Raw genomic sequence first — 24,068 nt, 5'->3', positions numbered from 1 at the left:
AACCTTTAACCAGCTGCATCCCGCTTCACACTTGCTTTACAGCAATGTCACAATTTCGTCCTTAGACTATTTGTGAATGGATGTTCTTGTTAGAACTCCCTGAAGCGAGCGCGCATTCTACAGACCCCAGATGTGAGGTCAAGGGTCTTTTTGAAAAAAAACAAAATTGCCCGTCTGTTTGATTATTTGGCGAACAATTCTAAGTTATTTATTTAAAAAATAGACGATTTGTGGAAGGAAGAAGCATCTTAGTTGGCTATCGCTACTTTTATGCGTAACATAGCTTTGCTTTCTTTTAATTATAATAACAATCTTATTCACACTGGGTTAAAACATGAAATCTCTTTCTTTATTAAATGTAATTATCGCTCTCGTTTTTTCAATCGTTGCTTATTTCCTGATACCGGCAGAAATGTTCTCTAGTCCAGAAGCATTTATTTTCGGTATGTTGCTTGGGGCAATCATTGTTCCGCAAATATCTAAGCTAATCTCAGAGTCGCCTTCAAAAATACTATCGGTTAAATCGTCAACGACTACGTTGTATGTTGGAAACCTTCCTTATAAAGTAAATGAACAAGCTGTCTCTGATCATTTTTCAAACTACGGCAAAGTTATTTCTGTCCGCCTCATGAAAGATCGTCGTACTGGCAAGCGTAAAGGTTATGGCTTTGTAGAGGTAGATAGTAAGGGGGCTGACAAAATGATCAAAAAGTTAAATGATACAGACTTCCAAGAACGTACTTTAAAAGTGCGCCTCGCTAAAGAAAAGCAAGAAGAAGAATAATATATACGGTGAGCCTATGCTTTATAGGCTCACTTCTTTACTTATCACAGTGATTCAACAAAAGCCTTCGGCGACATCCCAAATTCTTCTTTAAAACATGTACTGAAATAAGACGGTGACGAAAAACCGGATTCATAAGCAACTAATGATATTTGCCTACCTTCAATTAAAAGCTTTTTGGCTTCCGATAACCTGTATTTTTTCAGTAATTCATTAAAACTGCTTCCCACCAGAGCATCTAACTTTCTGTTTAACTGTCTTTCACTTACAGCCAAAGCATCAGCAGCCTGTTTTCGGGTAACTTTGTCGTTCGTGTAGCTGTTATCAATCCAGTTAAGAAATTTATCGAAAAATCGACGATCTCTTTCTGAATAGTATTCAGAGTCACACAATAAGAATGGGTTACTGTCTTCTTTGTTAGATGAATGCGTAAACCTATTCGAAATATTACGACGAATGGCGAGTAAGTTGGCGATGCGGGCGATAAGCTCTTCATTCGTAAAAGGCTTTGTCATCAGCTCATCAACTTGATAAGTCCAACCCTCTATTCTAGTTTCATCATCGCCTTTAGCGGTAAGCATTATAATCGGGATATGGCACGTAAGCTCATGTTCTCGAATGGCTTTCGTGAATTCAAAACCATTTAATTTTGGCATCATTAAATCCGAGACGATTAAATCAGGCAATAGCGCCAATGATTTTTCGAATCCTTCCTGACCATCCTTCGCTGTTTCACATTGATATTGCTCGGATAACAGATTACTAACATACGTTCGCATATCAATATTATCTTCTACTATAAGAATAGTAGGCAATTGCAAATTGCCGTCTTCCAATATAGGTAGTGGCGTAATCGAATTCTGAACACAGAGTTCATCAGCAAATACCTTGGGTTCACTGATAACATCGCCAAGATCATCTATTTCTGATGGATCGCAAACGGGCAATCTAACTATAAAACGAGTCCCTCCGTTTAACTTACTCTCAACTTCAATTAATCCGTTATTCGCTATCACTAGCTCTTTTACTACAGCGAGGCCAAGACCAGTGCCATCAGTGTCACTTGCATTATCTAATCTGGTGTAGCGCTCAAACATCTTCTCTAGATCTTGCTCTTTAATACCAGCCCCGCAATCGGCAATAACAATCTCTAACTCATCATTCCTTGTTGTCGCTTTAACTATGACTTCAGTATTCGAAGGACTGTATTTTGATGCATTAATCAGTAAATTGGACATGATTTTTTCAAGCGAGTCAGTCAAGTATGACCCTACTCCTTCAGCATTATTCTCAATGAGTAAGGTCTGCTGTTTCAATAAAGTGAGTGGTTTAAAGGACTCTAAGACAACATTAATTGAGGCATGCAGATTATACTTAGTCTTTTCATTAATTTTCTTTGAGTCAACTTTAGAAAGATCAAGAATTTCGTCGGCTAGCTTTGATAAGCGCATAGAGTTTTGCTTCGCCATCTCAATATACTTAATCGCTTGCTCTCCAATAGCCATATTAGAAAGCTTCTCAAGTGGTCCGGAAATAAGAGCTAATGGAGTTCTAATCTCATGAGAAGCGTTTGCAAATAGCAATTCTTTATGTTGCAGCAATTTACCTATTTTGTTTTCACTACTTGCTAATTTGATTGTGCGCTCTAAAACGGAAGATTCAAGGCGACTGTTTTCCCGGGCAAGTTTAATAGTGCGTAACTTAAAGAACGTAACAATGGTGAGTGTCAAAACAATAATGTAAATAACGTAAGCTTGCCAGGTTTGCCAAAACGGAGGGAGCATTGTGAAGTTAAGAGAGCTAATTGGTTGCGAAGCTGTACTTTTAGGATCGACTACACGAACCTGAAACTCGTAGTCCCCAGATGGTAATGTGGAATATGTGGCTGATGATTCTTTCGCATTCGCTGCAACCCAACTAGAATCAAGACCGACAAGACGATATTCAAAACCCAGTATTTCTCGATCGATAAAGTTATTCGCTGCGAATGTCAAAGTCATCAAAAAGTCATCGTTAGAAAATTCCAAATTGTCGGAAGTACTAATACTACTATATAAAGCGGGTTTTCTAGATTGAACTCCCGATACTTCACGGTTTCGAACGGTTAAATCAACAAATACTGTATTTGTCGTCATACCCAATCGCTGATCTAAATAATGGTTAGCTAACTTCGTATTTATAATGTAGTTTTGTGAGTCTCCGGCAACTAAAATCCGGTCGTTTGAAAGATTAATTGATGCCGTAATTTCAAAATCGACATCATTTATTCCGTCTTCTTTACCAAGTTTGATCGAGCTTGCATTGGAATGATCGTATCTAATTAACCCTTGGTTTGTCATTACCCATAAGTAACCTTCACTATCCTCTACCAATTCTCTAATATGTCGAGATCCGCCAGTAAATTTAGGATCAACAAACACTAACTCATTATTTGACTCATCTACGTAAGCTAACCCTGCCCCATCGGTGCATAACCATATGGTCCCTGCACTGTCTTCGATCAAACAGTTGTTTATAAAACCTTTTTTAATGCTGTTTTTAATAGTTTTATTTGCTTTATATGAAAGAATTCCGCTATTTCTCGTAGATAAAAGAACTTCTTTTTGCTTATTAATTAAAATAGTGTCTATATCTATGCCCTTGAATTCATCAATGGGGATTACTTTCCCACTGTCATAAATATAGAGTCCTTTTTCAGCCGCTTCAATCACGCTAAAATAAACAAGCCCGCTTGATGAGGTCTTAATATCTGAAATAAGCCCTTGTTTTATCGGGAATATGTTTAAAAAGTCTAATTGAAAATTGGAATTTCTTGTAACTTCAAAAAGTAAAACTCCCATATTTTCGACACCCAAGTATAAGTGTTCACCGCTCTTGTCCCTCGCGATAGCTGTTATCACTCCAACATCAGCCAATAGAAGCGTAAATTTATTCAAGGCAATTTGATAAATATAAATATTATTATTATGAGCAATAATTATTGAAGTATCATCCCAACCTAAACTTGCTTGAATATTTTTCCCACGTTTTTCAATGTAAGGAAGCTTATCAAGACTTAAAAATAAGTTGTTAAAATAACCAATGCCGATAAGCGGCGCAGAAAACAATATGTTTTCGTTTACAGTACGAGTAAGGTCATACACTTCTTCTAAGGCAATTTGACTAGCGCTTGATATTGAATTTATTTTAGTAACTTTAGAGGTAGTAGTATTAAACAAATTAAAACCGTTGGAAAAGTATATTAGATTGTCTTTATTAAAAGCGTTTAGATAAGTGATTTCTTGCTTGTAATCTAGCTCTAGTACACGTTGTACTGTCTCTCCTTTAACTTGATGCAAGCCTTCTCCAGTTGACACCCAAATAGTTTCATCTCCATCTACAAAAAAACTACTGACAATCTCTATTTCCTCTCCTAACTCAATATTTTTTAGTTTAGAATTCTCTAGTACATAGATTTTGTTCAGACTATTTGCGAAATATGCTTTGTTATTCCTCGTTTGAAGGCTTGATATATCTAAAATCTTGCTGGCAGGTGCCTCATTGAAATTTGTTACTTTAAGAGTATTAACATCAATAATTGATAATGTGTTTACGCAGTTAACAGCAATATTACCGTTTAATATTCTAATTTCTAAACAGGTATTTGAGTTCAAACCTGAACTCAAAGTAAGATGAGTATATTTTTGCTCGGTTGGATTAAAAACAACTATACCATTCCCAAAGAAGCTTAACCATAAACGTCCTTTTTCATCTTCTACGACTCCTTCAATGTCATATCCATCAAATGGCCAAAACGTTGTTGAATAAAATTCAGAATAAGTTCCCGTAAGTCGAAAAAGTCCATTCTCACCTCCAATCCAGATAGCGTTTTTGCCTTGAAAAACGGTGTAAATCAACCCCGTAGATTGACCATCGATCTCATAAGATGACTCAAAAGAATCCGCATACGTTGATATTGTCAAACAAATAACTAAGCTAAGATAAATATTAACTTGCAAACGAAAGTGTCTCAAAATTGTAAGCATCCGACTTGTTTTTAAAATCATCCAATAAATACTTAGACTAGTATTGAAAGTTCTAAAAGCAAGTTAACTAAGGAGTCAATAATATGAAACATGCGAAAAACTCAGATAATAAACTTAAAACGTTAAGAGAATGTGATTTGGAAAAAGTGGTTGGTGGGGGAGACATAAACGATTTTAGAGTGGAAACATTCAGTACAACTCCAATTAAAAGAAAGTCGAAAAAAACTCGAACCCCTTAATAGCATTATTTTTTATAATTAGTTTAACGGTGTTCGGTCGCGCGGAAGCTCATTAAATTTTCAGTTTTCTGGATTTTTGGATTTTTGGATTTTTGGATTTTTGGATTTTTGGATTTCTGGATTTCAATTGAGAAATAGTGATGTATCTAAATTAAAAATCATCAAAAATGGTGCCGACTGCCGGAATCGAACTGGCGACCTACTGATTACAAGTCAGTTGCTCTACCAACTGAGCTAAGTCGGCACACTGAGGTGCTGCTTTTGATTTACTTAATGTAATGGCGGAAGTTGGTTGCTCTTTAATATCGCTAAGAGCTTCCACCGCAAAAGCGAGGCGCCATTTTAGTGATTTACGCTTGGTTGTCAACTGTCTTTATGCCGGTTTATTAATATTTCCAAAATCACGACTTTAGAACACTGTTTAGGATAAAAATATAGGGCTTGCTCATATGCAGTAACCTTTGCATGATTAAATAAACCCACTCCACTTTTGTGCTTCAATTAAAAAACCCAGCTTAGCGCTGGGTTTTAATCAAACAATAGCTATTTGCTTGCAAACAAATTATTTGGCGCGGCGCGTAGCTAATCCAAATAGGCCTAGCGCAAAAATCGCTAAGGTGGTTGGCTCTGGAATATCGTTAACGTTACCCGCTACTTGTTGTAGTGCATTAGCTGCCAATTGCCAATATTCGTCATTAGATTGATTTCCGGGATAAATGTTCATAGCAATAATATTTTGACTTGCGTTTCTCGCGATCATATTGACACCATTGCCGTCAGTGGCTAACAAGGTTGCGCCAGCACTGAGGGTTGGATCGGCATAATTACTATTGTTCCAGTAAGCCAATTGAGTTAAGTCGACATTATTAAACAAAGAGTCAGCCATAGTTGCCACTAAACTTCCTGTTGTATTGGTATTTCCGGCAATGCTAAATGGGGCATAGCCGTTGTCGGTGATGCCACCTTGAATCGCCCAAGGCATACTCATTCCGTAGGTGTTCATTACTATTCCGCCACCAACATCCGAGTAATCTCTAAGAATATCGCCCCAAGCGACTGCATCGCTAGGCGCGCTATTAGTCCATACAAATACCGCGTCGAATCCGCTTAGGTCGCCCACACCGGTAACATTTGAGGAGCCTTGGATAGCGGCGGTAACGTTAATATCGGCAAATGCGTCTAAATAAGCTGCTACGACATTCACACCATCGTCAGCAATGACGCCCACATTGATTATTGCGGCATTGGCGACAGAATTTAAACAAGTTGCTAAAAGCAACATGGTTGCGCCAGTAAAATTGATAAGTTTTGATTTCATGATTTTTCCTTGTTTGACGTTTCAGAGCTTCGTCATTAGCCGAGTGACAACTGCTCATGGGCACTCATATTTGCCCAGTATCTATCAGGAAGCATAAGTCGCGCCAAAAATATTTTATAGTTATATTTCAACCAATTAAGTAATTAATAATATTTACAATTGAACGAATTGTAAAAAAAAACGACAGTTTTGGGGTTTTGGCTAATGTATTTTGTGATACGTTAATTTGACGTGAAGAAGGAATATTTGATCATGATTAGGCGGATCTTGATTGTTTTTTACTATTTCTGCAGCTAACACTCAGTGGTTGCTCATAACGATAAATAAGATGTTTTTACGACTAACTGGAATTGTGGTTGAACTTTCAAACTCCAACCACGTGGCCAGTTGCTTCTAATAAATGTACCTTAATCAATAGCCGCAAGCTTATCCGCCTCATCCAGCAATTTTGGGAAGGCTTGAATTGGCAGAAACTTTGCCAAGGTGGTCATCACTTCGGCTAACTCACTGTATGTTTTGCCGGTTAAGTTGATGTGGCCCATTTTGCGTTTAGGTCTCACCGTTTTACCATAAAGGTGCAAGTGGCAGTTTTTAATGCTCAATAAATCGGTTGAGTAGTCGTCGCAGCCGATAATATTGATCATCGCTGATTTACCTTTGGCTTTGGTGTTACCTAAAGGCAGCCCGGTGATCGCACGTATGTGGTTTTCAAATTGGCTGGTATCTGTACCTTGTTGTGTCCAATGTCCTGAATTGTGCACCCTAGGCGCAATCTCATTGACCAATAGACTATCGCCTACTTGAAAAAACTCCACTGCGAGCACGCCCACATAGTCGTATTCTTCCACCAGCTTTTTGAATGCTAACTGCGCTTGTTGATTGAGGTTTTCAGTAATATCTGGAGCCGGTGCTACCGATACATGTAATTGCCCTTGGTGATGCAAATTTTCGGCAAGTGGATAAAACTGAATATCCCCCTGTAACCCTCTAACTCCCACTAAGGATAGCTCACGTTCAAAAGGCACCATTTTCTCGGCAATCAATGGAACGTTTTGCAGATCAAGCTGGCTTAATGTGTTTTTGAGCGAGTCTAATTGCTCAATGTGTGCCAAGCGCCATTGTCCGTAACCGTCATAACCGTCGCGACTGGCCTTAATAATGAGTTTGTCGCCTAAGGTTTCCACAGCCTCATCGAGTTGCTCGACTTGTGTAATAATGCGATGTTCACTATTGGCAATCGCCAGTTTACTAAGTACGGCTTTTTCGCGCACACGATCTGCGCCAGCCAATATTGCTTCGCTATTTGGAAGTAATTTTCCGCTTGACTGTGCTTGCTCTAATAGATCTTCTGGTACATGTTCAAACTCAACGGATAATACGTCAGCTTGTTCGATCGCGTCTTCGATGCTGAGTTCTAATGAGCGTTTGCTGATTGGGTCCACCACAGTGTGATTACCCACATCAACGGCACTCACCTGTATACCCAATGGGACAGCCGCCAGATACATCATTTGTGCTAGCTGCCCTGATCCGTAGATCAGTACTTTCATTCCGGCAACTCCAATTCATCTAAGCCAAGTACAGTGTCAGTTTGTTGCTGACGAAATGCGATTACTGCGTCACGGACTTTACTGTCGTGAAGGGCCACCACTTGTGCCGCCAACAAGCCAGCATTAGCCGCGCCAGCTTCGCCAATCGCTAAGGTGCCCACAGCAACGCCTTTGGGCATTTGCACGATTGAATACAAGGAGTCAACACCACTGAGTTGACTAGATCGAACCGGCACACCGAACACTGGTAAATGAGTGTGGGCAGCAATCATACCCGGTAAATGTGCAGCACCACCAGCGCCACCAATGATCACATGGTAGCCCTGATCAGCAGCCGTTTTTGCAAATTCAGTAAGCAAATCTGGAGTTCGATGTGCCGACACTACTTTGGCGTCGAATTCGACTCCTAGATTTTTCAGCATTATCGCTGCTTGTTGCATTGTGGGCCAATCTGATTTTGATCCCATTACAATTGCCACTTTTGGCATAGCCACTCCCAATTAATCACTTTGGTGTTAGACATCGTCTTGATGTCGATTTGTTTACTCAGGTATTTGTTGATCCGCCATGTCGAGCACTCCTGTCGGAAATAACACTTCCTAGCTAGGGCGCAAGATTGTAGCCCAAATTAGCCGCAATCCCAAACTAAGCTTCTGTTAAACGATAATTTCAATTCAATATCCTAAATTAAACTTTCTTGATTGCTTGCGCGTAAACAAAAAGTTGGTAACTAAGATCTAAAATTCTGGTTGTTAACGCCCAGCCTATAAACGATTTGACGATGACAAAGGAATAACTAATCCATGAATGATTTTCTAAAGAAAGAGTCGGCAAGCGGGATCATTTTGATGCTAGCTGCCGTGCTCGCAATGATAGTCGCAAACTCACCGCTTTCACCGATTTACGACCAACTGATTGAAATGCCTGTCGTGGTTCAGTTTGGCGCACTCGCCATCAATAAGCCTTTACTGTTATGGATTAACGATGGGCTAATGGCGGTGTTCTTCTTTTTAGTTGGACTTGAGCTTAAACGTGAGGTCATGGAAGGCGAACTATCTAAACCAGAAAATGTGGTATTACCGATCATCGGTGCCGTTGGCGGTATGTTAATTCCGGCATTGATATATGTGTATTTTACTTGGGGAAATGCGACTGCATTGTCAGGGTGGGCCATCCCCGCAGCTACCGACATTGCGTTCGCGTTAGGAATACTTGCTCTGCTGGGCAGCCGAGTTCCCACGAGTCTAAAAGTGTTTTTAGTCACGCTTGCAATCATCGATGACATTGGTGCAATTATGATCATTGCGCTGTTTTACACTAACAATATCTCCTCTAGCCCTCTCGTAGTTGCCGTTATATGCCTTGCCATTCTATTTTGGATGAATCGCAAAAATGTCCAACAAGTTCCCTCTTATATCTTAGTAGGGCTAGTACTTTGGGTAGCCATGCTTAAATCTGGCGTTCACGCGACCCTTGCCGGTGTGCTATTAGCTTTCTTTATCCCGATGCGCGATAAAAATGATCCTGCCGCATCCCCCGTCAAATCGTTAGAGCACAGTCTGCACCCTGCCGTCAGTTTTGCCATATTACCCATATTTGCTTTTGCGAACTCTGGAATAGATCTGTTTAGTATCAATGCTAGCGCACTGACGCATCCAGTCACTATGGGGATTTTTCTAGGGTTATTTGTTGGTAAGCAGCTCGGTGTATTTGGATTTTGCTGGATTGCGATAAAGTTAGGATTTGCGAAAATCCCATCCGATCAAAATATGATGCAGCTCTACGGCTGTTCCATTTTATGTGGTGTGGGTTTCACTATGAGCCTGTTCATTGGCTCTTTAGCGTTTGAAGAAACGGGCACCAACCTCATTTTCGATGAACGTTTAGGCATTTTGATGGGCTCAATCTTGTCTGCAATTGTGGGCTACATGATCTTACGACGATTCAGTAAGGCCCCTATCAGCGACTAACCACTTATGCATACAAGCCAGTAAGGCGGTTTTGTCAACGGGCTTAGATACATGATCATTCATACCGGCAGCTTCACATCGTTGCCGGTCTTCTTTGTAAGCATTGGCGGTTAACGCAATCACCGGAACATTTGCTTTATCACCGCCAAGTTTTCTTAATTGATGGGTAGCCTCATATCCATCCATTTTTGGCATTTGGCAATCCATTAATACCAAGTCGAAAGCATAATGTGTGGCAGCCTCCACCGCCGCTTGTCCATCTTTGACCCGAATGATCTTGATTGGCTGACTCGATAACATATCCATCACCACCTCAGCGTTAATATCGTTATCTTCTGCTAATAACACTTTAGTATTTGCGGGTAAATCCAGATCGCATTTATGAATAGCCACTGGCGCTTGGTCGGTTATTGTTGATGGGATCTCGATACTTATACAGGTTCCTACACCTTCATCACTGCTTAACTCTAGTTTTCCGCCCATTAGTCTGGTCAATTCTTGACAGATACTTAAGCCAAGTCCAGTGCCACCGTATTTTCTCGTGGTTGATGCGTCGGCTTGAGTAAATTGTTCCAACACTTTGCTTTGACGATGTTTAGGTATGCCTATACCGGTGTCTTGCACGGCAATTTTTAGAGCCCCGTTCAAATAACTAGCGGTCAGTGTTACGCCACCATCTTTAGTAAACTTGAAGGCGTTGTTCAACAAATTATTGATCACTTGATTAATTTTACCGGCATCTCCAACCAACCACTGTGGAAGTTCAGCCGAGGGTTGAAAGGTCACGTGCAACCCTTTTTGTTTAGCAAGCGGCGAGTTCAATTCTACGCAGTTATGGATCAGTGCTGCCGGTGAGAAAGTAGTCTCGTCTAGCGTCATTTTACCTGATTCAATTTTTGACCAGTCAAGCAACCCATTTAACAGTTCCATCAGATTCAATGCCGAATGATAAATGGTGGTGACTCTTCGATACGTATCCTTATCTAGTTGATCAAAATCGATGTTTTGGCATGAACCAATGATACCGTTCATGGGCGTGCGAATTTCGTGAGAAACATTAGCCAGGAATTGCGATTTGGCCTGATTCGCGGTCTCTGCTTCCAATACCGCTTTTCGCAAAGACGATGTTTTCTCCTCTACTCTTTTTTCAAGTGATAAGTTTAAGGTCTTGAGTTCATCATTCATTTGGCTTTGACGCAACTTGGCACTATTTAATTGCTCAAACAGTTGCGCTATACGTTGCGTTAAATCTTGAAAACCCTGATCCAGCTCTGCGACTTCATTCACATAAGACAATCCCACGGGTGTCATCGATTTGCTATTAGGTTCGCTGGGGTCAAAATGTGAGAAGTTAGTAGATAGTGTCGCTAAGGGTTTGGCAAAAGATTCCGCCACTAAATGACTAAAGACAATTGCTAACAGGCTCAAGCAAAGAATCAACAATAAGGCTTTTATAATATAATGCGACATTTGTTGGATAAAAGTAGAGCGAGGATAAAACTTATAGACTGTCCAGCCAGTAAAGTTGCTTTTTTCTGATGAAATGAACAGCTCGGCACTGTCCAATATTTTAGTCCCTACTTTGAGGCATAGCTTAGGCAAGCAATCTTCTAAAGTCACCTTACCCAGAACTTTTAACCCTAAATCGTTGCTTGCATACATCACCACATTATTGTCATCGGTGATCAACATGGACACCAATGGATCGACTTCATTGTCGTCGTACAGTTTGAAACTAGATAAATCCAGCGACCCTTCTACGATGCCGTTAAACTCTCCTTGATCGGAATAAATTGGCGACGATAAAGCCACAATCGGATCTTGACCAAATCCTTTGCCTATAAACGCCGAGGACAAGTAAATGGTGCCGATGCGTTTAGCTTGTATAAAGTAATCCCGCTGACTGACATCCAGCTCGCCAGTACGTTGAGCTTTGTTAAAAAGTGAGACTGGGTATGATTGATAAATGATGCCGTTCTTATCGGCAGCGAGAAACGTTAGAAAATTGGGGTAGCGCATCGACAAATCTGAAAGGCGCTCTGCTGTATTTTGTGGATCATCTTCTATCGCTTTGGCCACTATATCGATGGCATTGCGATGTGAGTCAATGAACGAATTTAACTGATGTGTCACAACCTTAGTGCGTTGCGACAAGTAATTGTTTAAATCTTGATATTTAACGCTTTGGTAAAAGCTAACTACTGTGTACGACAAGACTAAGGTGGATAAAAAGAATAGCCCGGTGAATGAATAACGAAACAAGAACCCCATTTTAACCGGTTTTAATGCCCGATTAGGTCGGATAATACTAACAATAATAAACGCAAAATGCCCTGCTAGGGTAATCGCTATGCCATTCACAAAATTGGTTATCAGCGTCCCAATATCATTGTTATTTACGGCACCTGTTTGACTGTAATTGATGAGCAGGATGAATGGCAAGGCAATGAAAATCCAATACCCCAAGGTAATTAGAATGGGCCGAAATGGCGATTTTTTATAGCTAAGGACGCTGACAACGATCGTCTGCGTCGCAAACAAGCCAATCTGCCAAGAAGATGTGTTTAGAATGAAATCTGCCGCTACCATAAAAGCGACACTGGCAACGGCAAAGCGTGAGCCGTAAATAAATCCTAGAAATAATGCAAGACCAAACCCAAAGGCAAACACCGCTTCGTTGTCAAACGGTGCAGGGATGAGATTGATGACCACCCCAAGGGCAGTCAGCAATATCGAGTAGAGTATTTTTAGTCTCAAGTATTCGCCTAAGTTATGCTCATCACTTATTCATATAGTCTAGAGTCATATTGGTCAATAATCTAACACCAAGTTTCATCCCCTCGTCATCCACGTAAAACTCAGGGGTATGATGCGCTGGTGCGTCTTGGGGATCCACATTTAATGGTTTGCCGCCGATCCATAAATACACGCCTGGTACTTCTTTTTGGAAGAAAGAAAAGTCTTCCGCGCCAGTAACCGGTTTGCTATACAACACGTTTTCTTGTCCAGCGGTGTTGATCAGGGTTGGTAACATCTTGGCCATAAGATCATGGTCGTTGAAGGTGATAGGATAGTTGTAGTCGAGTGGCAGCGTCACTTCCGCTTGAGCACGCATACTATCTGCAATGCCTTTCACTTTTCTAGGTAACGCCTCATATATATGATTTCTAGCCTCTTCGTTTAAGGTTCTAATTGTGCCTACCAGCTCAACTTCATTAGGAATGATATTTGAGCGAACGCCACCGTGGATCGAACCAAAGGTAATCACTGCCGCATCGTCTATCAAACTGAGCTCTCGACTCACAATTGTTTGCACACTCATGATCACCTGAGCAGCCGTAGTAATAGGATCAATACTTAGCCACGGATAAGCGCCGTGGGCTTGTTTACCTTTGATCACAATTTTGAACGGATCGACTGCCGCCATTACTCCGCCTTCACGGTATCGCACTTTACCAACATCAGTAGCAGAGCTGATATGCAATCCAAATATGGCATCTACGTCAGGATTCTTAAGCACCCCTTCTTCTACCATCACTTCTGCACCTCCGCGCTCACCTGCAGGTGCACCTTCCTCGGCAGGCTGAAAAATAAATTTCACTTTGCCCTTTAGCTTATCTTTCATGCCAACCAGAATTTCAGCTGCTCCCATCAGCATGGCGACGTGAGTATCATGACCACAAGCATGCATCACTGGCACTTCTTTACCATTAAATTCGCTCCGCTGGGTAGATTTCCAAGGCAAGTCAACTTGCTCTGGTACTGGCAGTCCATCCATATCAGCTCGCAAAGCAACCACGGGCCCTGGTTTTCCGCTGTCTAAAATGGCAACGACGCCGGTGATAGCCACGCCGGTTTGTACTTGTAACCCCAATGAGCGAAGGTGCTTTTCAATATAGGCCGCAGTCTTGAATTCACGGTTAGACAACTCAGGGTATTGATGCAGATGGTGGCGCCACTCTACTACTTTGCTTTCGATTTTTTTTGCCGCGTCATCAACGGGATTGGCTGAGGCTAGGGCTGGGATAAATAGCAGTATTGTGAGAAGTTTTTTCATATTCAAATTCAACTTTTTAATTGTGATTACGTTCGCAGTTGAGTCATGTTATAGCATATTTTTCAACAGTGTCAGACTGCAAACAAAAAATCCGCCAGTGGATAACCATCTGGCGGATTCTTATCTCGCAATCAAATCTTGCTGATTAGCTCTTTTGGCGTTTCATCGCGTCAAAGAACTCTTCATTGGTTTTGGTCATCGCTAAACGACCAATCAAGAATTCAATTGCATCAATTTCTGACATTTCATGAACAATTTTACGCAAGATCCACATCTTCTGTAATTCATCTTTAGTGGTCAACAATTCTTCGCGACGCGTTCCAGAGCGGTTGAAGTCGATAGCCGGGAACACACGTTTTTCAGCAATCTTACGATTAAGGTGTAATTCCATATTACCGGTACCTTTAAACTCTTCGTAAATAACCTCATCCATTTTGGAGCCGGTATCCACTAGTGCAGTAGCGATAATCGTCAAACTGCCACCCTCTTCTACATTACGAGCAGCACCAAAGAAACGTTTCGGTTTATGTAACGCGTTGGCATCAACCCCACCGGTCAATACTTTACCTGATGATGGGATCACTGTGTTATATGCGCGTGCTAAACGGGTTATCGAGTCAAGCAAGATAACAACGTCTTTCTTATGCTCGACTAGGCGCTTGGCTTTTTCGATTACCATTTCAGCCACTTGCACGTGGCGACTTGCTGGCTCATCGAACGTAGAAGCAACCACTTCACCTTGCACTAAGCGTTGCATTTCGGTGACTTCCTCAGGACGTTCATCGATAAGCAATACGATGAGTTCACTTTCGGGATGATTAGCTGCAATCGATTGTGCGATATTTTGCAGCAATAGGGTTTTACCGGCTTTAGGCGGTGCAACGATAAGACCACGTTGACCTGCGCCAATAGGAGATGCTAAATCAAGAATACGTGCAGTTAAATCTTCCGTACTACCATTACCACGTTGCAGTGTGAAACGACGGTTTGCATGCAAAGCCGTTAAGTTTTCAAACAAAATCTTATTACGTGAGTTTTCCGGCTTATCAAAGTTAACCTCGTTGATTTTTAACAAGGCAAAATAACGTTCGCTGTCTTTGGGAGGACGGATTTTTCCGGCAATGGTATCACCAGTACGCAAGTTAAAGCGTCTAATTTGGCTTGGCGACACATAGATGTCATCTGGACCAGCCAAGTACGATGAATCAGAAGAACGAAGGAAACCGAAGCCATCTTGCAAGATTTCGAGAACACCATCCCCAAAAATGTCTTCGCCACTTTTAGCATGGGCTTTGAGTATTGCAAAAATAATGTCTTGTTTGCGCGCGCGGGCCATATTTTCTAAGCCCATTTTCTCGGCTAACGCCACAAGTTCACTGATCGGTTTGTTTTTTAGTTCTGTTAAATTCATATTGGTGGGTCTTTATGATTTGATTTGTGCTAAAGGGCACTCAGTAATGATTGATTTACGATTCTTCTACTCTTTGGATTGAGCGCGATTTTTGGAGTTCAAGATTTGAACATGCAAAAGTTAGCACCAATTAGTAAATTCGTCTAGTGCAAATCAAGGATTAGTCGCAGTTATCGTCTTTTTTTGGCTCTCGGCTGCTGAAAATTAAGCAATTAGAGGAGATTTCCTTTGTTTTCAGCGGTATTAATAATAACAAGGCAACAGGCATTTTTTGTGTTTCGTGGCTCTTAGCCGCCTAGTCAGCAAAATAATGCAGCGAATAATGTCAGGCACAATATTATTAATTGCACAAACCAAAGTGCCGCATTTCTGGCTTACAATAAAAAACCCGAGCAAGCTCGGGTTCTTTATTTCGACACAGACTAAATGTTTTCGTTTAAAAACTCAGCTAGCTGAGTTTTAGACAAAGCGCCTACTTTCGTAGCTGCTACATTTCCGTCCTTAAACAACAATAAAGTTGGGATCCCACGGATACCATACTTAGGCGGTGTTTCATTATTTTCATCGACATTCAACTTGGCAACTGTTAACTTGCCGTCGAACTCGCCAGCAACTTCTTCTAAGATTGGCGCAATCATTTTACATGGGCCGCACCATTCCGCCCAGAAATCAACTAGGACAGGACCAGCAGCATTGATAACATCGGCCTCGAAACTATCGTCAGACAACTGGATAATTTTGTCGCTCATACTTTTCTCCGTATTAGGTCTCTCGCTGAGATTCTTCAGCGCGTCATGAGAGTTATATAGAAACTGTTTTTTAATGCAAGCACTGATAAGCTATAAGCTATGCAAACAACACATTTAACTGAAACACATTTTTCTGATTTGCCAATACATGAAAACGTATTGAAAGCATTAACAGAAGCAAATTTCATGCACTGTACGCCAATTCAAGCGTTGAGTTTACCTCATTTACTTGAAGGTCAAGACATTGCAGGTCAAGCGCAAACAGGAACCGGCAAAACTATTGCGTTCCTTGTAGCGACTTTTCACAGACTCTTGACTCATCCGAATACCTCGAAAAAGCAGCCCAGAGCTATTATTATGGCGCCTACACGGGAACTGGCGGTACAAATTTATAACGATGCTGAACTGCTTAGCAAGCATACAGGCTTATCGCTTGGTTTAATCTATGGGGGCGAAGGCTACCAAAGTCAACGCGAGTCTTTACAAACTGGTGTTGATATTATTATTGGTACCACTGGCCGCATCATCGACTACTACAAACAGAACGTCTTTTCGTTAGAAAACATTCAAGTGGCTGTACTCGATGAAGCCGACCGTATGTTTGATCTTGGCTTTATCAAAGACATTCGCTACATGTTCAGACGCATGCCAGCTCCAACTGAACGCTTAAGCATGCTGTTTTCAGCAACGCTTTCATATCGCGTTCAAGAACTCGCGTACGAACACATGAACAATCCCACTCACGTAGAAGTAGCGCACGATAAAGTAACAGCAAGTCGAATACAAGAGGAACTTTTTTATCCTTCTGATGAAGACAAAATGATGTTGCTTCTCACATTACTTGAAGATGAGTGGCCAGAAAAAGCCATCGTGTTTGCCAATACCAAACACGTATGTGAAAAACTCAGCGATTGGCTTGCTGCCGATGGGCACCGCGTAGGCTTACTCAGTGGCGATGTGCCTCAGCGTAAACGATTAAAAATTCTAGAAGATTTTGGTAAAGATAAGCTGGACATATTAGTGGCGACTGACGTGGCAGCTCGTGGTTTACATATTGAAAAAGTAAGTCATGTGTTCAATTTTGATTTGCCTGATGACGCCGAAGATTATGTGCATCGTATTGGCAGAACGGGCCGAGCCGGTAAAAGTGGTCATGCTATCAGCTTTGCTTGTGAAAAGTATGCGTTAAACCTTCCGGCGATTGAAACCTATATTGGACGGGCGATACCTGTAAGTAATTACGACCCAGATTCGTTACTCGATGATATTACGCCACCTAAGCCACAGTTTAAAAAGCGTACGCAAAGTGGTAAAACATATCAAAAACGACCCAACAACAATAGCAGACAACAAAGGCGTTAATGGATAGTCAGACGATTTCTACCAACAATAGTGAAGACCAATTGTATGCGGCTGTTGATTTAGGCTCTAACAGCTTTCACCTGGTGATTGTCAGAGTGGTTGCCGGTAGCGTGCAAATTATTGGTAAAGTGAAGCAGAAAGTGCAACTCGCTGCTGGCTTAGACGACAATATGTGCTTAGATGACGTTAGTATGGAGCGCGGCTGGAAATGTTTAGAAACCTTCGCTGAAAGGCTGCAAGACATACCACTTTCCAATATTAAAATAGTTGGCACCGCCACCTTACGAATAGCAAAGAATGCGCAAACCTTCATCGATAAAGCCCAGCAAATACTAAATCACAAGTTAGAAGTGATCAGTGGCGAAGAGGAAGCTCGACAGATATACCTAGGTGTAGCTTATACATCAGCTAATCAAGGCAATACTCTTGTTATTGATATTGGCGGTGCTAGCACCGAAGTGATTATCGGCAATGACATGCAGCCGATTAATTTAGTGAGCCTGGAAATGGGCTGCGTCACCTTTATGGAACGCTATTTTGTAAAGGGTGAAATTACCGAACAAAATGTCCAAACGGCCATTACAGAGGCGAAGCAAAGACTCTTACCCGTAATCGATGATTTTGTCTGCTTTGATTGGAAGCAATGCTTAGGGGCCTCTGGCACCCCACAAGCCATTGTAGAAATATTGGTTGAACAAGGGATCAGCGACGCAATTAGACTCGATTATCTTCATATCCTATTACAACAATGTATTGATTGTGCACATATAGATAATTTAAACATTGACGGTTTAACCGAGGCGCGCCGTGCTATTTTCCCAAGCGGTTTATGTATATTAATTGCATTGTTCGAGCAGTTAAAAATTGAAGAAATGCAGATCTCTGGTGGCGCACTGCGAGAAGGTCTAATTTATGGTATGTTGGAAAACAGCGAAGAAAACGACCGTCGTCAACTCTCGTTAGACGAAATTAAAGCACGATTCCATATTGATGAGCAGCAATCTAACCGTGTTAGCGCTGTGGCTGATAATCTTTATAAACAATTATGTGCGCAAACAAATATATGCAACTTTGATGCGTTGGCCGTTATTAATGCCGCATCTCAATTACATGAAATTGGTTTGCACATTGAGTACAAGCAGTATCATCGCCACGGTGCTTACATTCTGACTCATGTAAGTTTAAATGGCTATTCACAGATGCAACGCAAGAGCATTCGTGATCTAGTATTAAACCATCGCCAAGAGTTAGATATTAGCATTTTCGAGCAATACCACCTTGATCTTCAGCCATTGCTTTTTAGCTTGGTGAGAGTTTTGCGCCTGGCCTGTTTGTTGTCGATTCGACGCAAAGATGACGTTTTACCTGAAATAAAGCTGACTGTTGAAGGAAGTCATTGGCAGTTGGCATTCCCACCAAATTGGTTGCGATCTCACCCGCTTATCGATGTTGAGCTTGCCAATGAAAAATGGCTACAACACAAAGTGGGTTGGAAGCTGACGTTTAGTTAAAGAATTTAGTTTTGCCATCTTGAAAATAAGTTTAAGTGACTCTTTTAAAGTCACTTTCAGAGAGTTTTACTCAGGGACGATTTATGAAAATACTAAACTTCGTATTGTTTTTTCTCGGACTTTGCGTGAATATTTGCGCACTTGCAGCCAGCACTCAAGAGCAAATTAAGTTGAGTCATTCGCAGTTTGAAGAGCCATTAGTATTTAATGTATTTCTTCCATCTGGTTACTCAAAAGACACACAGAAAGAGTACATTACGCTCTTTGATTTCCATCCTTATTCGCACACTTACCTTAGTGGTATGCATGATTGGATGAGCCACAACGGCGAATGGCCTTGGCTTAAAACGATAATTGTGACGCCTGCTTATGGCAATCGTGCTGGAATGTTATTCGATGAAACTGGCAAAACCACGCCACTTTTAGATTTTTTTGATCTGCAATTATTCCCGCATATTGATAAAAACTATAGGACCAACGGGTTTAGAATAATGAGTGGATTTCGGACCAACGGCACCATTGTACTTTCCGCCTTGCTCAACAAACCAAATATGATAAATGCCTATATCGCAATTAGCCCAGAGCTAAAAGATGATTATGTAAGGATATTGTCGACTGCAAATGAAGTGTTGGCGAAGTTAAATGATAAGCCTCGTTTCTTGCTTTTTAGTCATGGTACGAATGTCAAAGAGCAGCATCAAATGGGATCCTATGAATTATTGCATGAGGCATTAAAAAACAGGGCACCAAGTAAACTGAATTGGCATTACCAGCATTTCGCGCAAAATTATTTTATGTCTCTGCCTTTGGTTTCAGTGATAATGGGCGTGGAAAAACTGTTCGACGATATTCACACCGGTTTACCGCCCGAATCTGAAATAGCACAAAAGGGCGTGGCATCAATAGTAGCCCATTACCGATATTTGTCGGAGCAAAAATATGGTTTTGAAGTCTCACCCAAAAACTCAATAAATCGCTTAGGTGAATATACATTGGGCACTGACCCAGTCAAAGGAATCGCGGTTCTAGAGCACCTAATCAAGCTTTATCCCGAAGATTCATATAGCTATCACAGCCTCGCCAGTGCTTATTCTCAAATAGGAGATTATGAAGCTGCTGTAAAACACCAAGAAACAGCAGTTGAGCTAGCCAAGTCACGACAAACATGGCATCAAAACAAGCACAAAAGCGCGCTGGAAGACTATCGTTTGAAACTTAATTCCCAAATTAGTAACTGATAGAGACTAAATTTGGTGACCTTGTCGGCATGTCGAGAGCGAACTGCTTAGCAAAATTAAGTGGCCGCAAGTTGCTAAAACTGATAACCGGCACTGAGCCAAACAACGTTTTTAGTGCCATCGGTTCTGAAAAAACCTTCTGCATCATCATCTGGCATATGTCCGAGATCTAGCGCAATCAACCATCCACTATTTCGCAGACCTTTGGGCATGTAGCTGAGATTTACTGAATACACAGTTCTCAATGATTTGGTGTAGGTAGCTCCGAATGAAAATGTCTCCGTAATATAATGATCGTAACCCAGACTGACTCCGACAAGCCCGATCGAACCGCGAATTCGTCCTTGGCTCAAAGATGTAGAAAGTTGATAACCGATTAAGCCACTGTATTGAAGACCGATGCCCACAGAATGCTGAAGTTCAGTACTATGGACGGGCCGAGTAGCTATTAGTGTGACTAATAATAACATCGCAAGTTTCATCTTTAATTCCTGTGTAAATTTTTTTAATTGGGTCCAGAGTGGCGGCCCCGAGCTTCGATTCTGAGGAAAATTCAAATGAGTAGGCGAGGAGTTAAGCAATGTTTAAACACACCAAGAGTCATTCAGTATTCAATTTTAATATCCTTTCTTGAGCTGCCTCTAAAATAGCAACCAAGCGTTCAATATCAATCATATTTGCTTCATATTTTTGGATCCCAGAGTAGATCTCATAATAAGATTTTTTATAATCTCGCGCTTTTTGAAGAGGGTTCAAGAAGGTCACTACACCTGTCAATACGGTTGCCAGCAAGCCCCATAGCCATGTGTTTTGTTGAATAATCAGTGGAACTTCTGTTGAATCCGAAATGGCAGCTAACGCAGCTGCGACTATTGCAGATGTTCCTGCGGCATAGTGGACGACAAACCATGAAAGCTGCAGATGACGATAGAGGTTTGACCTTTCTTTTGTTCTTTTTAATACTGCATTGATGCCTTCAGAATTCATTTGCAAATTCCCTTACCTGATTGTCTCAATATAAGTTTAAGCGCACTTTCGAATCAATGCACGGTTAGCAAAATTAGAAGTTTACATCACAGTCTAGTCATACAAAACGCATTATTCCCGTAAGCCTACAACTCAATTTCATTTAAACGAACACTTAGACAATTTAGCTGGACACCCACCTTTGAACTTTGCCAAATTCCCATGCCAATTTATAAATTCACTTACTTAGATGGACACCCACCTTTAAGTTTCTCGTTGAATGTTAGGCGCTATAGCAACAGTCTCGGTTGTGTAGGCATTGAGACTAGGCACTATAGAGACACCCAAGATAACTAATTCAATTGACTCGCTACAAAAAAGCTATGGGGGTCCGAGACTAAGAGTGGGTGTCCACGTAAATAATTGACTCGCTACAAAAAAGCTATGGGGGTCCGAGACTAAGAGTGGGTGTCCACGTAAATAATTAAGGGAACAGTTGAATTATGCCGCTATCCCCCTCCCAGTCACCGACCATCCATATTTGTTCAAAAGGATGGTTGGGAGGCACATCAATACAATGTTGCAGTGCTTTAATGTGTTGTGCTCCCCAAGCAGGGTGTGCATTGCGGATCACTAGCCATACGCGCTTCGATTTATAAGACTTGTGGGATTTATTAACTAAAATCCGGTTCAGGGCTCTCAATAATCGCTGGTCAGGCTTAAATTTCTGGTCTAGTTCACGCAATTCATCAACGGTTTTATCATCTAGTTCGCGACCTAATATTTGCCGAGCTTCGGCTTCAGAACCATATAAATGAGCAACTTCTATATCGAGGCGTTTTCCTTCAAGGCGACATGACACATCAGGTTTGTTGGGGCGATTGTGCCAGATATGACGTATTTTTTGACCACTGTCATGTTCGTACCAACGCATAAATATTTTAGCCGCTTGGTGCTCAAGGGCTATTTTTTCAAGTTCACTGCTTTTTAATTCAGTCACCAATATTCACCTGCCAAGTAACATGTGCGGTATCAATTGCGATTTTCCCCAGAAGGCGAATCAATTTTGTTAACTTAAAATTCAACTGCTTCCTCGTTTTCGTATACATCTGGTTAATTTTGAATACTGCGTAATAACTGGCCACTTGTTTCAACATCGAATGACACAAAAGCTGCATTCAATGCGATTGATGCGTCACACATTAGCTCAGGTTTATCGACATAGTCCTTGGCTGAGGATACGACTTGCATAAATGCTTCATTCTGGGCACGGAGTTTCGTTAACACTTCTTGTATTAATGATTGTTGGGTTTCTTTATCAATATCTTGATAATTACCTTGGTAACTTCTTATCAGCTCAGCTAAAGCTGCACTTTCAAGTGCTTTGCCTTTTTCGGATATGCCGCCTTCATTTCCATAACGATTTTCAACTGGCACTTCATCAGGGTATACAAAAGACGCGCAAGCCAAGGGATAATCTTCTCTCAATTCTTCCATTCTGAAAATTTGCGCTTTCCAATACTTAACTAAAGCGGCATTACTGCCATTCGCAAGATAAACAGGCAATCTCACGTTGTAGATTAAATCAACCATTTGATTTGTAACCTCAGCTAAGGGTAATCCCTGTAACATGCCGTTGAGATTTAACGCTATTGCCTGTTGATACGTGTCAGGATCATGTTCCTTCATTGCCAATATATAGTCTTGAGTTAGTAAACCGGACTCGATATCTTCGACTTTTATTGAAGATGCCGTTCCAATGCCACTGTACGCGTACTGGTCGGGATTGACTATTCTGTCTACAAATCCAGCTCGTAATAAATCATCTTCCGATGGCTCCCATAATTGGGTGTTTGGTGTGTTAACGATTTTATCAACAAACCATTTTGCAATACCCTCGTCTAAATAGGCTTCCTCGAATTCTCGGCCAATTTCTTTTACATTGTGACCTGAAACCGCACCTATTGAAGCTGCATGGAATTTCAACTTAGCACCATGGCCTATGAGTTTAGTCTTACCGGCAAGAAATAATAACGTACAAGACGAGCTGCACTCGGTTCTTACGTAAGTATCTAATTGGTAGCTTTGCACGAGTTTCATCATGCGTTTAGCTGCTAATATCCTGCCTCCATTGCTATGCAGGTGCAAAACTTCAACCTCGGGATTCAGTTTGAGCTGTTCTTCGAGAAGCGCTTCAGAACCTATTTCTAATCCCCCAAACAGTTCTAGTTCCTTGCCGCCATTTAACAATCTGAATTGAGTCTCCGGATATGTGGCAGTGCCAATCAACGTTTGATAGCCACCTTTCATAATGGAAAAGCCACTAACGTACATTTGATTCAGAAAACTTAACAAGCTTACAAAAACCATGACTTTCGCCGTGTAAGCCCAGGCGACGGAGCCACCTCGAAGTGGATGTTTACTAGCTGACCGATAAACGCCCACCGACTGCCAAACAAGCAGCACTATCATCACTACGTACATGCCTAATATGTAAGCGCCAAGGAGTGCGGAAGAGGTAGCGGTTTCTATCCCTTTGGCCACCACTAAACTCAAAAGGACTATCAGTAAGCTAACGGCAATACCCACCGCCCAATAGCTGACGGGCAAAGACACCTGTCCTTTCCAATAACGAATGAAAATGTTGGGGTGTAGCTCCTCATCTAATTCAGCACCCTGAACATCATCAGGTTCTGGTGAACGATCACGACGTGACGCTATTTCTAACATCAGCTCATTCGCTCTGTCGGGGTACTGTTCACGATCTATGTGCGCTAGCGCGTCTTTTAACTCTTGAAAAGTGTATTGTTTGAAATTAGGAGTATCCACACTCAAATCCATTTGGAATATCTGATTGGGCAACAATACTACGAAGATTAGTCAGGCAG

The 24,068-nt window shown here is 41.3% G+C and carries 18 protein-coding genes and 1 tRNA gene; 6 read left to right on the top strand and 13 right to left on the bottom strand.

What is annotated here, in order from left to right:
* The first annotated feature begins 334 nt into the window (after positions 1–334).
* Positions 335–784 carry an RNA recognition motif domain-containing protein gene (locus ABD036_RS17585; protein WP_343862293.1) on the top strand — a complete coding sequence of 150 codons (450 nt, stop codon included), beginning with the start codon at positions 335–337 and terminating at the stop codon, positions 782–784.
* Between the two features lie 44 nt (positions 785–828).
* On the opposite strand, the gene ABD036_RS17580 is transcribed toward ABD036_RS17585, so the two are convergent.
* Positions 829–4,782, bottom strand: a complete 3,954-nt coding sequence (locus ABD036_RS17580; protein WP_343862292.1) for a response regulator — start codon at positions 4,780–4,782, stop codon at positions 829–831.
* A gap of 110 nt (positions 4,783–4,892) precedes the next feature.
* On the opposite strand from ABD036_RS17580, the gene ABD036_RS17575 reads away from it, so the two are divergent.
* A complete protein-coding gene (locus ABD036_RS17575) occupies positions 4,893–5,048 on the top strand; it encodes a hypothetical protein (protein WP_343862290.1) in 156 nt (51 codons plus the stop codon).
* A gap of 168 nt (positions 5,049–5,216) precedes the next feature.
* Here the strand turns inward: ABD036_RS17575 and ABD036_RS17570 are convergent.
* The 4 genes from ABD036_RS17570 to purE all read right to left on the bottom strand — a co-directional run bounded on the left by ABD036_RS17570 (position 5,217) and on the right by purE (position 8,404).
* Positions 5,217–5,292: transfer RNA gene (locus ABD036_RS17570), tRNA-Thr, on the bottom strand.
* Between the two features lie 318 nt (positions 5,293–5,610).
* Positions 5,611–6,366, bottom strand: a complete 756-nt coding sequence (locus ABD036_RS17565) for a PEP-CTERM sorting domain-containing protein (RefSeq protein WP_343862289.1) — start codon at positions 6,364–6,366, stop codon at positions 5,611–5,613.
* A gap of 407 nt (positions 6,367–6,773) precedes the next feature.
* Entirely contained in the window at positions 6,774–7,916 is a 1,143-nt protein-coding gene (locus tag ABD036_RS17560; RefSeq protein ID WP_343862287.1) for a 5-(carboxyamino)imidazole ribonucleotide synthase, read from the bottom strand.
* Positions 7,913–8,404, bottom strand: coding sequence for a 5-(carboxyamino)imidazole ribonucleotide mutase (gene purE / locus ABD036_RS17555; protein WP_343862285.1), 492 nt, complete (start codon positions 8,402–8,404; stop codon positions 7,913–7,915). Before purE ends, ABD036_RS17560 begins: the two co-directional genes overlap by 4 nt.
* 315 nt (positions 8,405–8,719) lie before the next feature.
* Here purE and nhaA point away from each other — a divergent pair, with 315 nt between their 5' ends.
* Positions 8,720–9,886 (top strand): Na+/H+ antiporter NhaA, encoded by a 1,167-nt coding sequence (gene nhaA / locus ABD036_RS17550; protein ID WP_343862283.1) that lies wholly within the window; start codon positions 8,720–8,722, stop codon positions 9,884–9,886.
* On the opposite strand, the gene ABD036_RS17545 is transcribed toward nhaA, so the two are convergent.
* From ABD036_RS17545 to trxA, 4 genes are all read right to left on the bottom strand, one after another.
* Positions 9,851–12,643: an ATP-binding protein gene (locus ABD036_RS17545; RefSeq protein ID WP_343862281.1), complete on the bottom strand. Its 2,793-nt coding sequence runs from the start codon at positions 12,641–12,643 to the stop codon at positions 9,851–9,853. The genes nhaA and ABD036_RS17545 overlap by 36 nt on opposite strands.
* 22 nt (positions 12,644–12,665) lie before the next feature.
* On the bottom strand, positions 12,666–13,943 hold the full coding sequence (locus ABD036_RS17540) for an amidohydrolase (protein ID WP_343862280.1): 1,278 nt from the start codon (positions 13,941–13,943) through the stop codon (positions 12,666–12,668).
* Positions 13,944–14,088: 145 nt separating this feature from the next.
* Positions 14,089–15,354, bottom strand: coding sequence for a transcription termination factor Rho (gene rho, locus ABD036_RS17535; protein ID WP_343862278.1), 1,266 nt, complete (start codon positions 15,352–15,354; stop codon positions 14,089–14,091).
* Between the two features lie 422 nt (positions 15,355–15,776).
* Complete coding sequence (gene trxA, locus ABD036_RS17530) at positions 15,777–16,103, bottom strand: thioredoxin TrxA (protein ID WP_343862277.1); 327 nt, start codon at positions 16,101–16,103, stop codon at positions 15,777–15,779.
* A gap of 99 nt (positions 16,104–16,202) precedes the next feature.
* Here trxA and rhlB point away from each other — a divergent pair, with 99 nt between their 5' ends.
* The 3 genes from rhlB to ABD036_RS17515 all read left to right on the top strand — a co-directional run bounded on the left by rhlB (position 16,203) and on the right by ABD036_RS17515 (position 20,214).
* Positions 16,203–17,465, top strand: a complete 1,263-nt coding sequence (rhlB, locus tag ABD036_RS17525) for an ATP-dependent RNA helicase RhlB (RefSeq protein WP_343862276.1) — start codon at positions 16,203–16,205, stop codon at positions 17,463–17,465.
* Positions 17,465–18,976 (top strand): Ppx/GppA phosphatase family protein, encoded by a 1,512-nt coding sequence (locus ABD036_RS17520; RefSeq protein ID WP_343862274.1) that lies wholly within the window; start codon positions 17,465–17,467, stop codon positions 18,974–18,976. The genes rhlB and ABD036_RS17520 overlap by 1 nt, the downstream gene beginning before the upstream one ends.
* Positions 18,977–19,059: 83 nt before the next feature.
* Positions 19,060–20,214 (top strand): tetratricopeptide repeat protein, encoded by a 1,155-nt coding sequence (locus ABD036_RS17515; protein WP_343862272.1) that lies wholly within the window; start codon positions 19,060–19,062, stop codon positions 20,212–20,214.
* Between the two features lie 74 nt (positions 20,215–20,288).
* Here the strand turns inward: ABD036_RS17515 and ABD036_RS17510 are convergent, their stop codons facing one another.
* From ABD036_RS17510 to ABD036_RS17495, 4 genes are all read right to left on the bottom strand, one after another.
* On the bottom strand, positions 20,289–20,696 hold the full coding sequence (locus tag ABD036_RS17510) for a hypothetical protein (RefSeq protein ID WP_343862270.1): 408 nt from the start codon (positions 20,694–20,696) through the stop codon (positions 20,289–20,291).
* Positions 20,697–20,814: 118 nt separating this feature from the next.
* Entirely contained in the window at positions 20,815–21,201 is a 387-nt protein-coding gene (locus ABD036_RS17505; protein ID WP_343862269.1) for a hypothetical protein, read from the bottom strand.
* 463 nt (positions 21,202–21,664) lie between these two features.
* Positions 21,665–22,180: a hypothetical protein gene (locus tag ABD036_RS17500; protein ID WP_343862267.1), complete on the bottom strand. Its 516-nt coding sequence runs from the start codon at positions 22,178–22,180 to the stop codon at positions 21,665–21,667.
* A 113-nt stretch (positions 22,181–22,293) separates the two neighbouring features.
* Positions 22,294–24,009: a hypothetical protein gene (locus tag ABD036_RS17495; protein WP_343862265.1), complete on the bottom strand. Its 1,716-nt coding sequence runs from the start codon at positions 24,007–24,009 to the stop codon at positions 22,294–22,296.
* Positions 24,010–24,068 lie beyond the last annotated feature (59 nt).

Source organism: Aliiglaciecola litoralis (assembly GCF_039523355.1).
Lineage (GTDB): Bacteria > Pseudomonadota > Gammaproteobacteria > Enterobacterales > Alteromonadaceae > Aliiglaciecola > Aliiglaciecola litoralis.
Note: the sequence above shows the minus strand (reverse complement) of the source record. Positions and strands in the feature narration are given on the sequence as shown.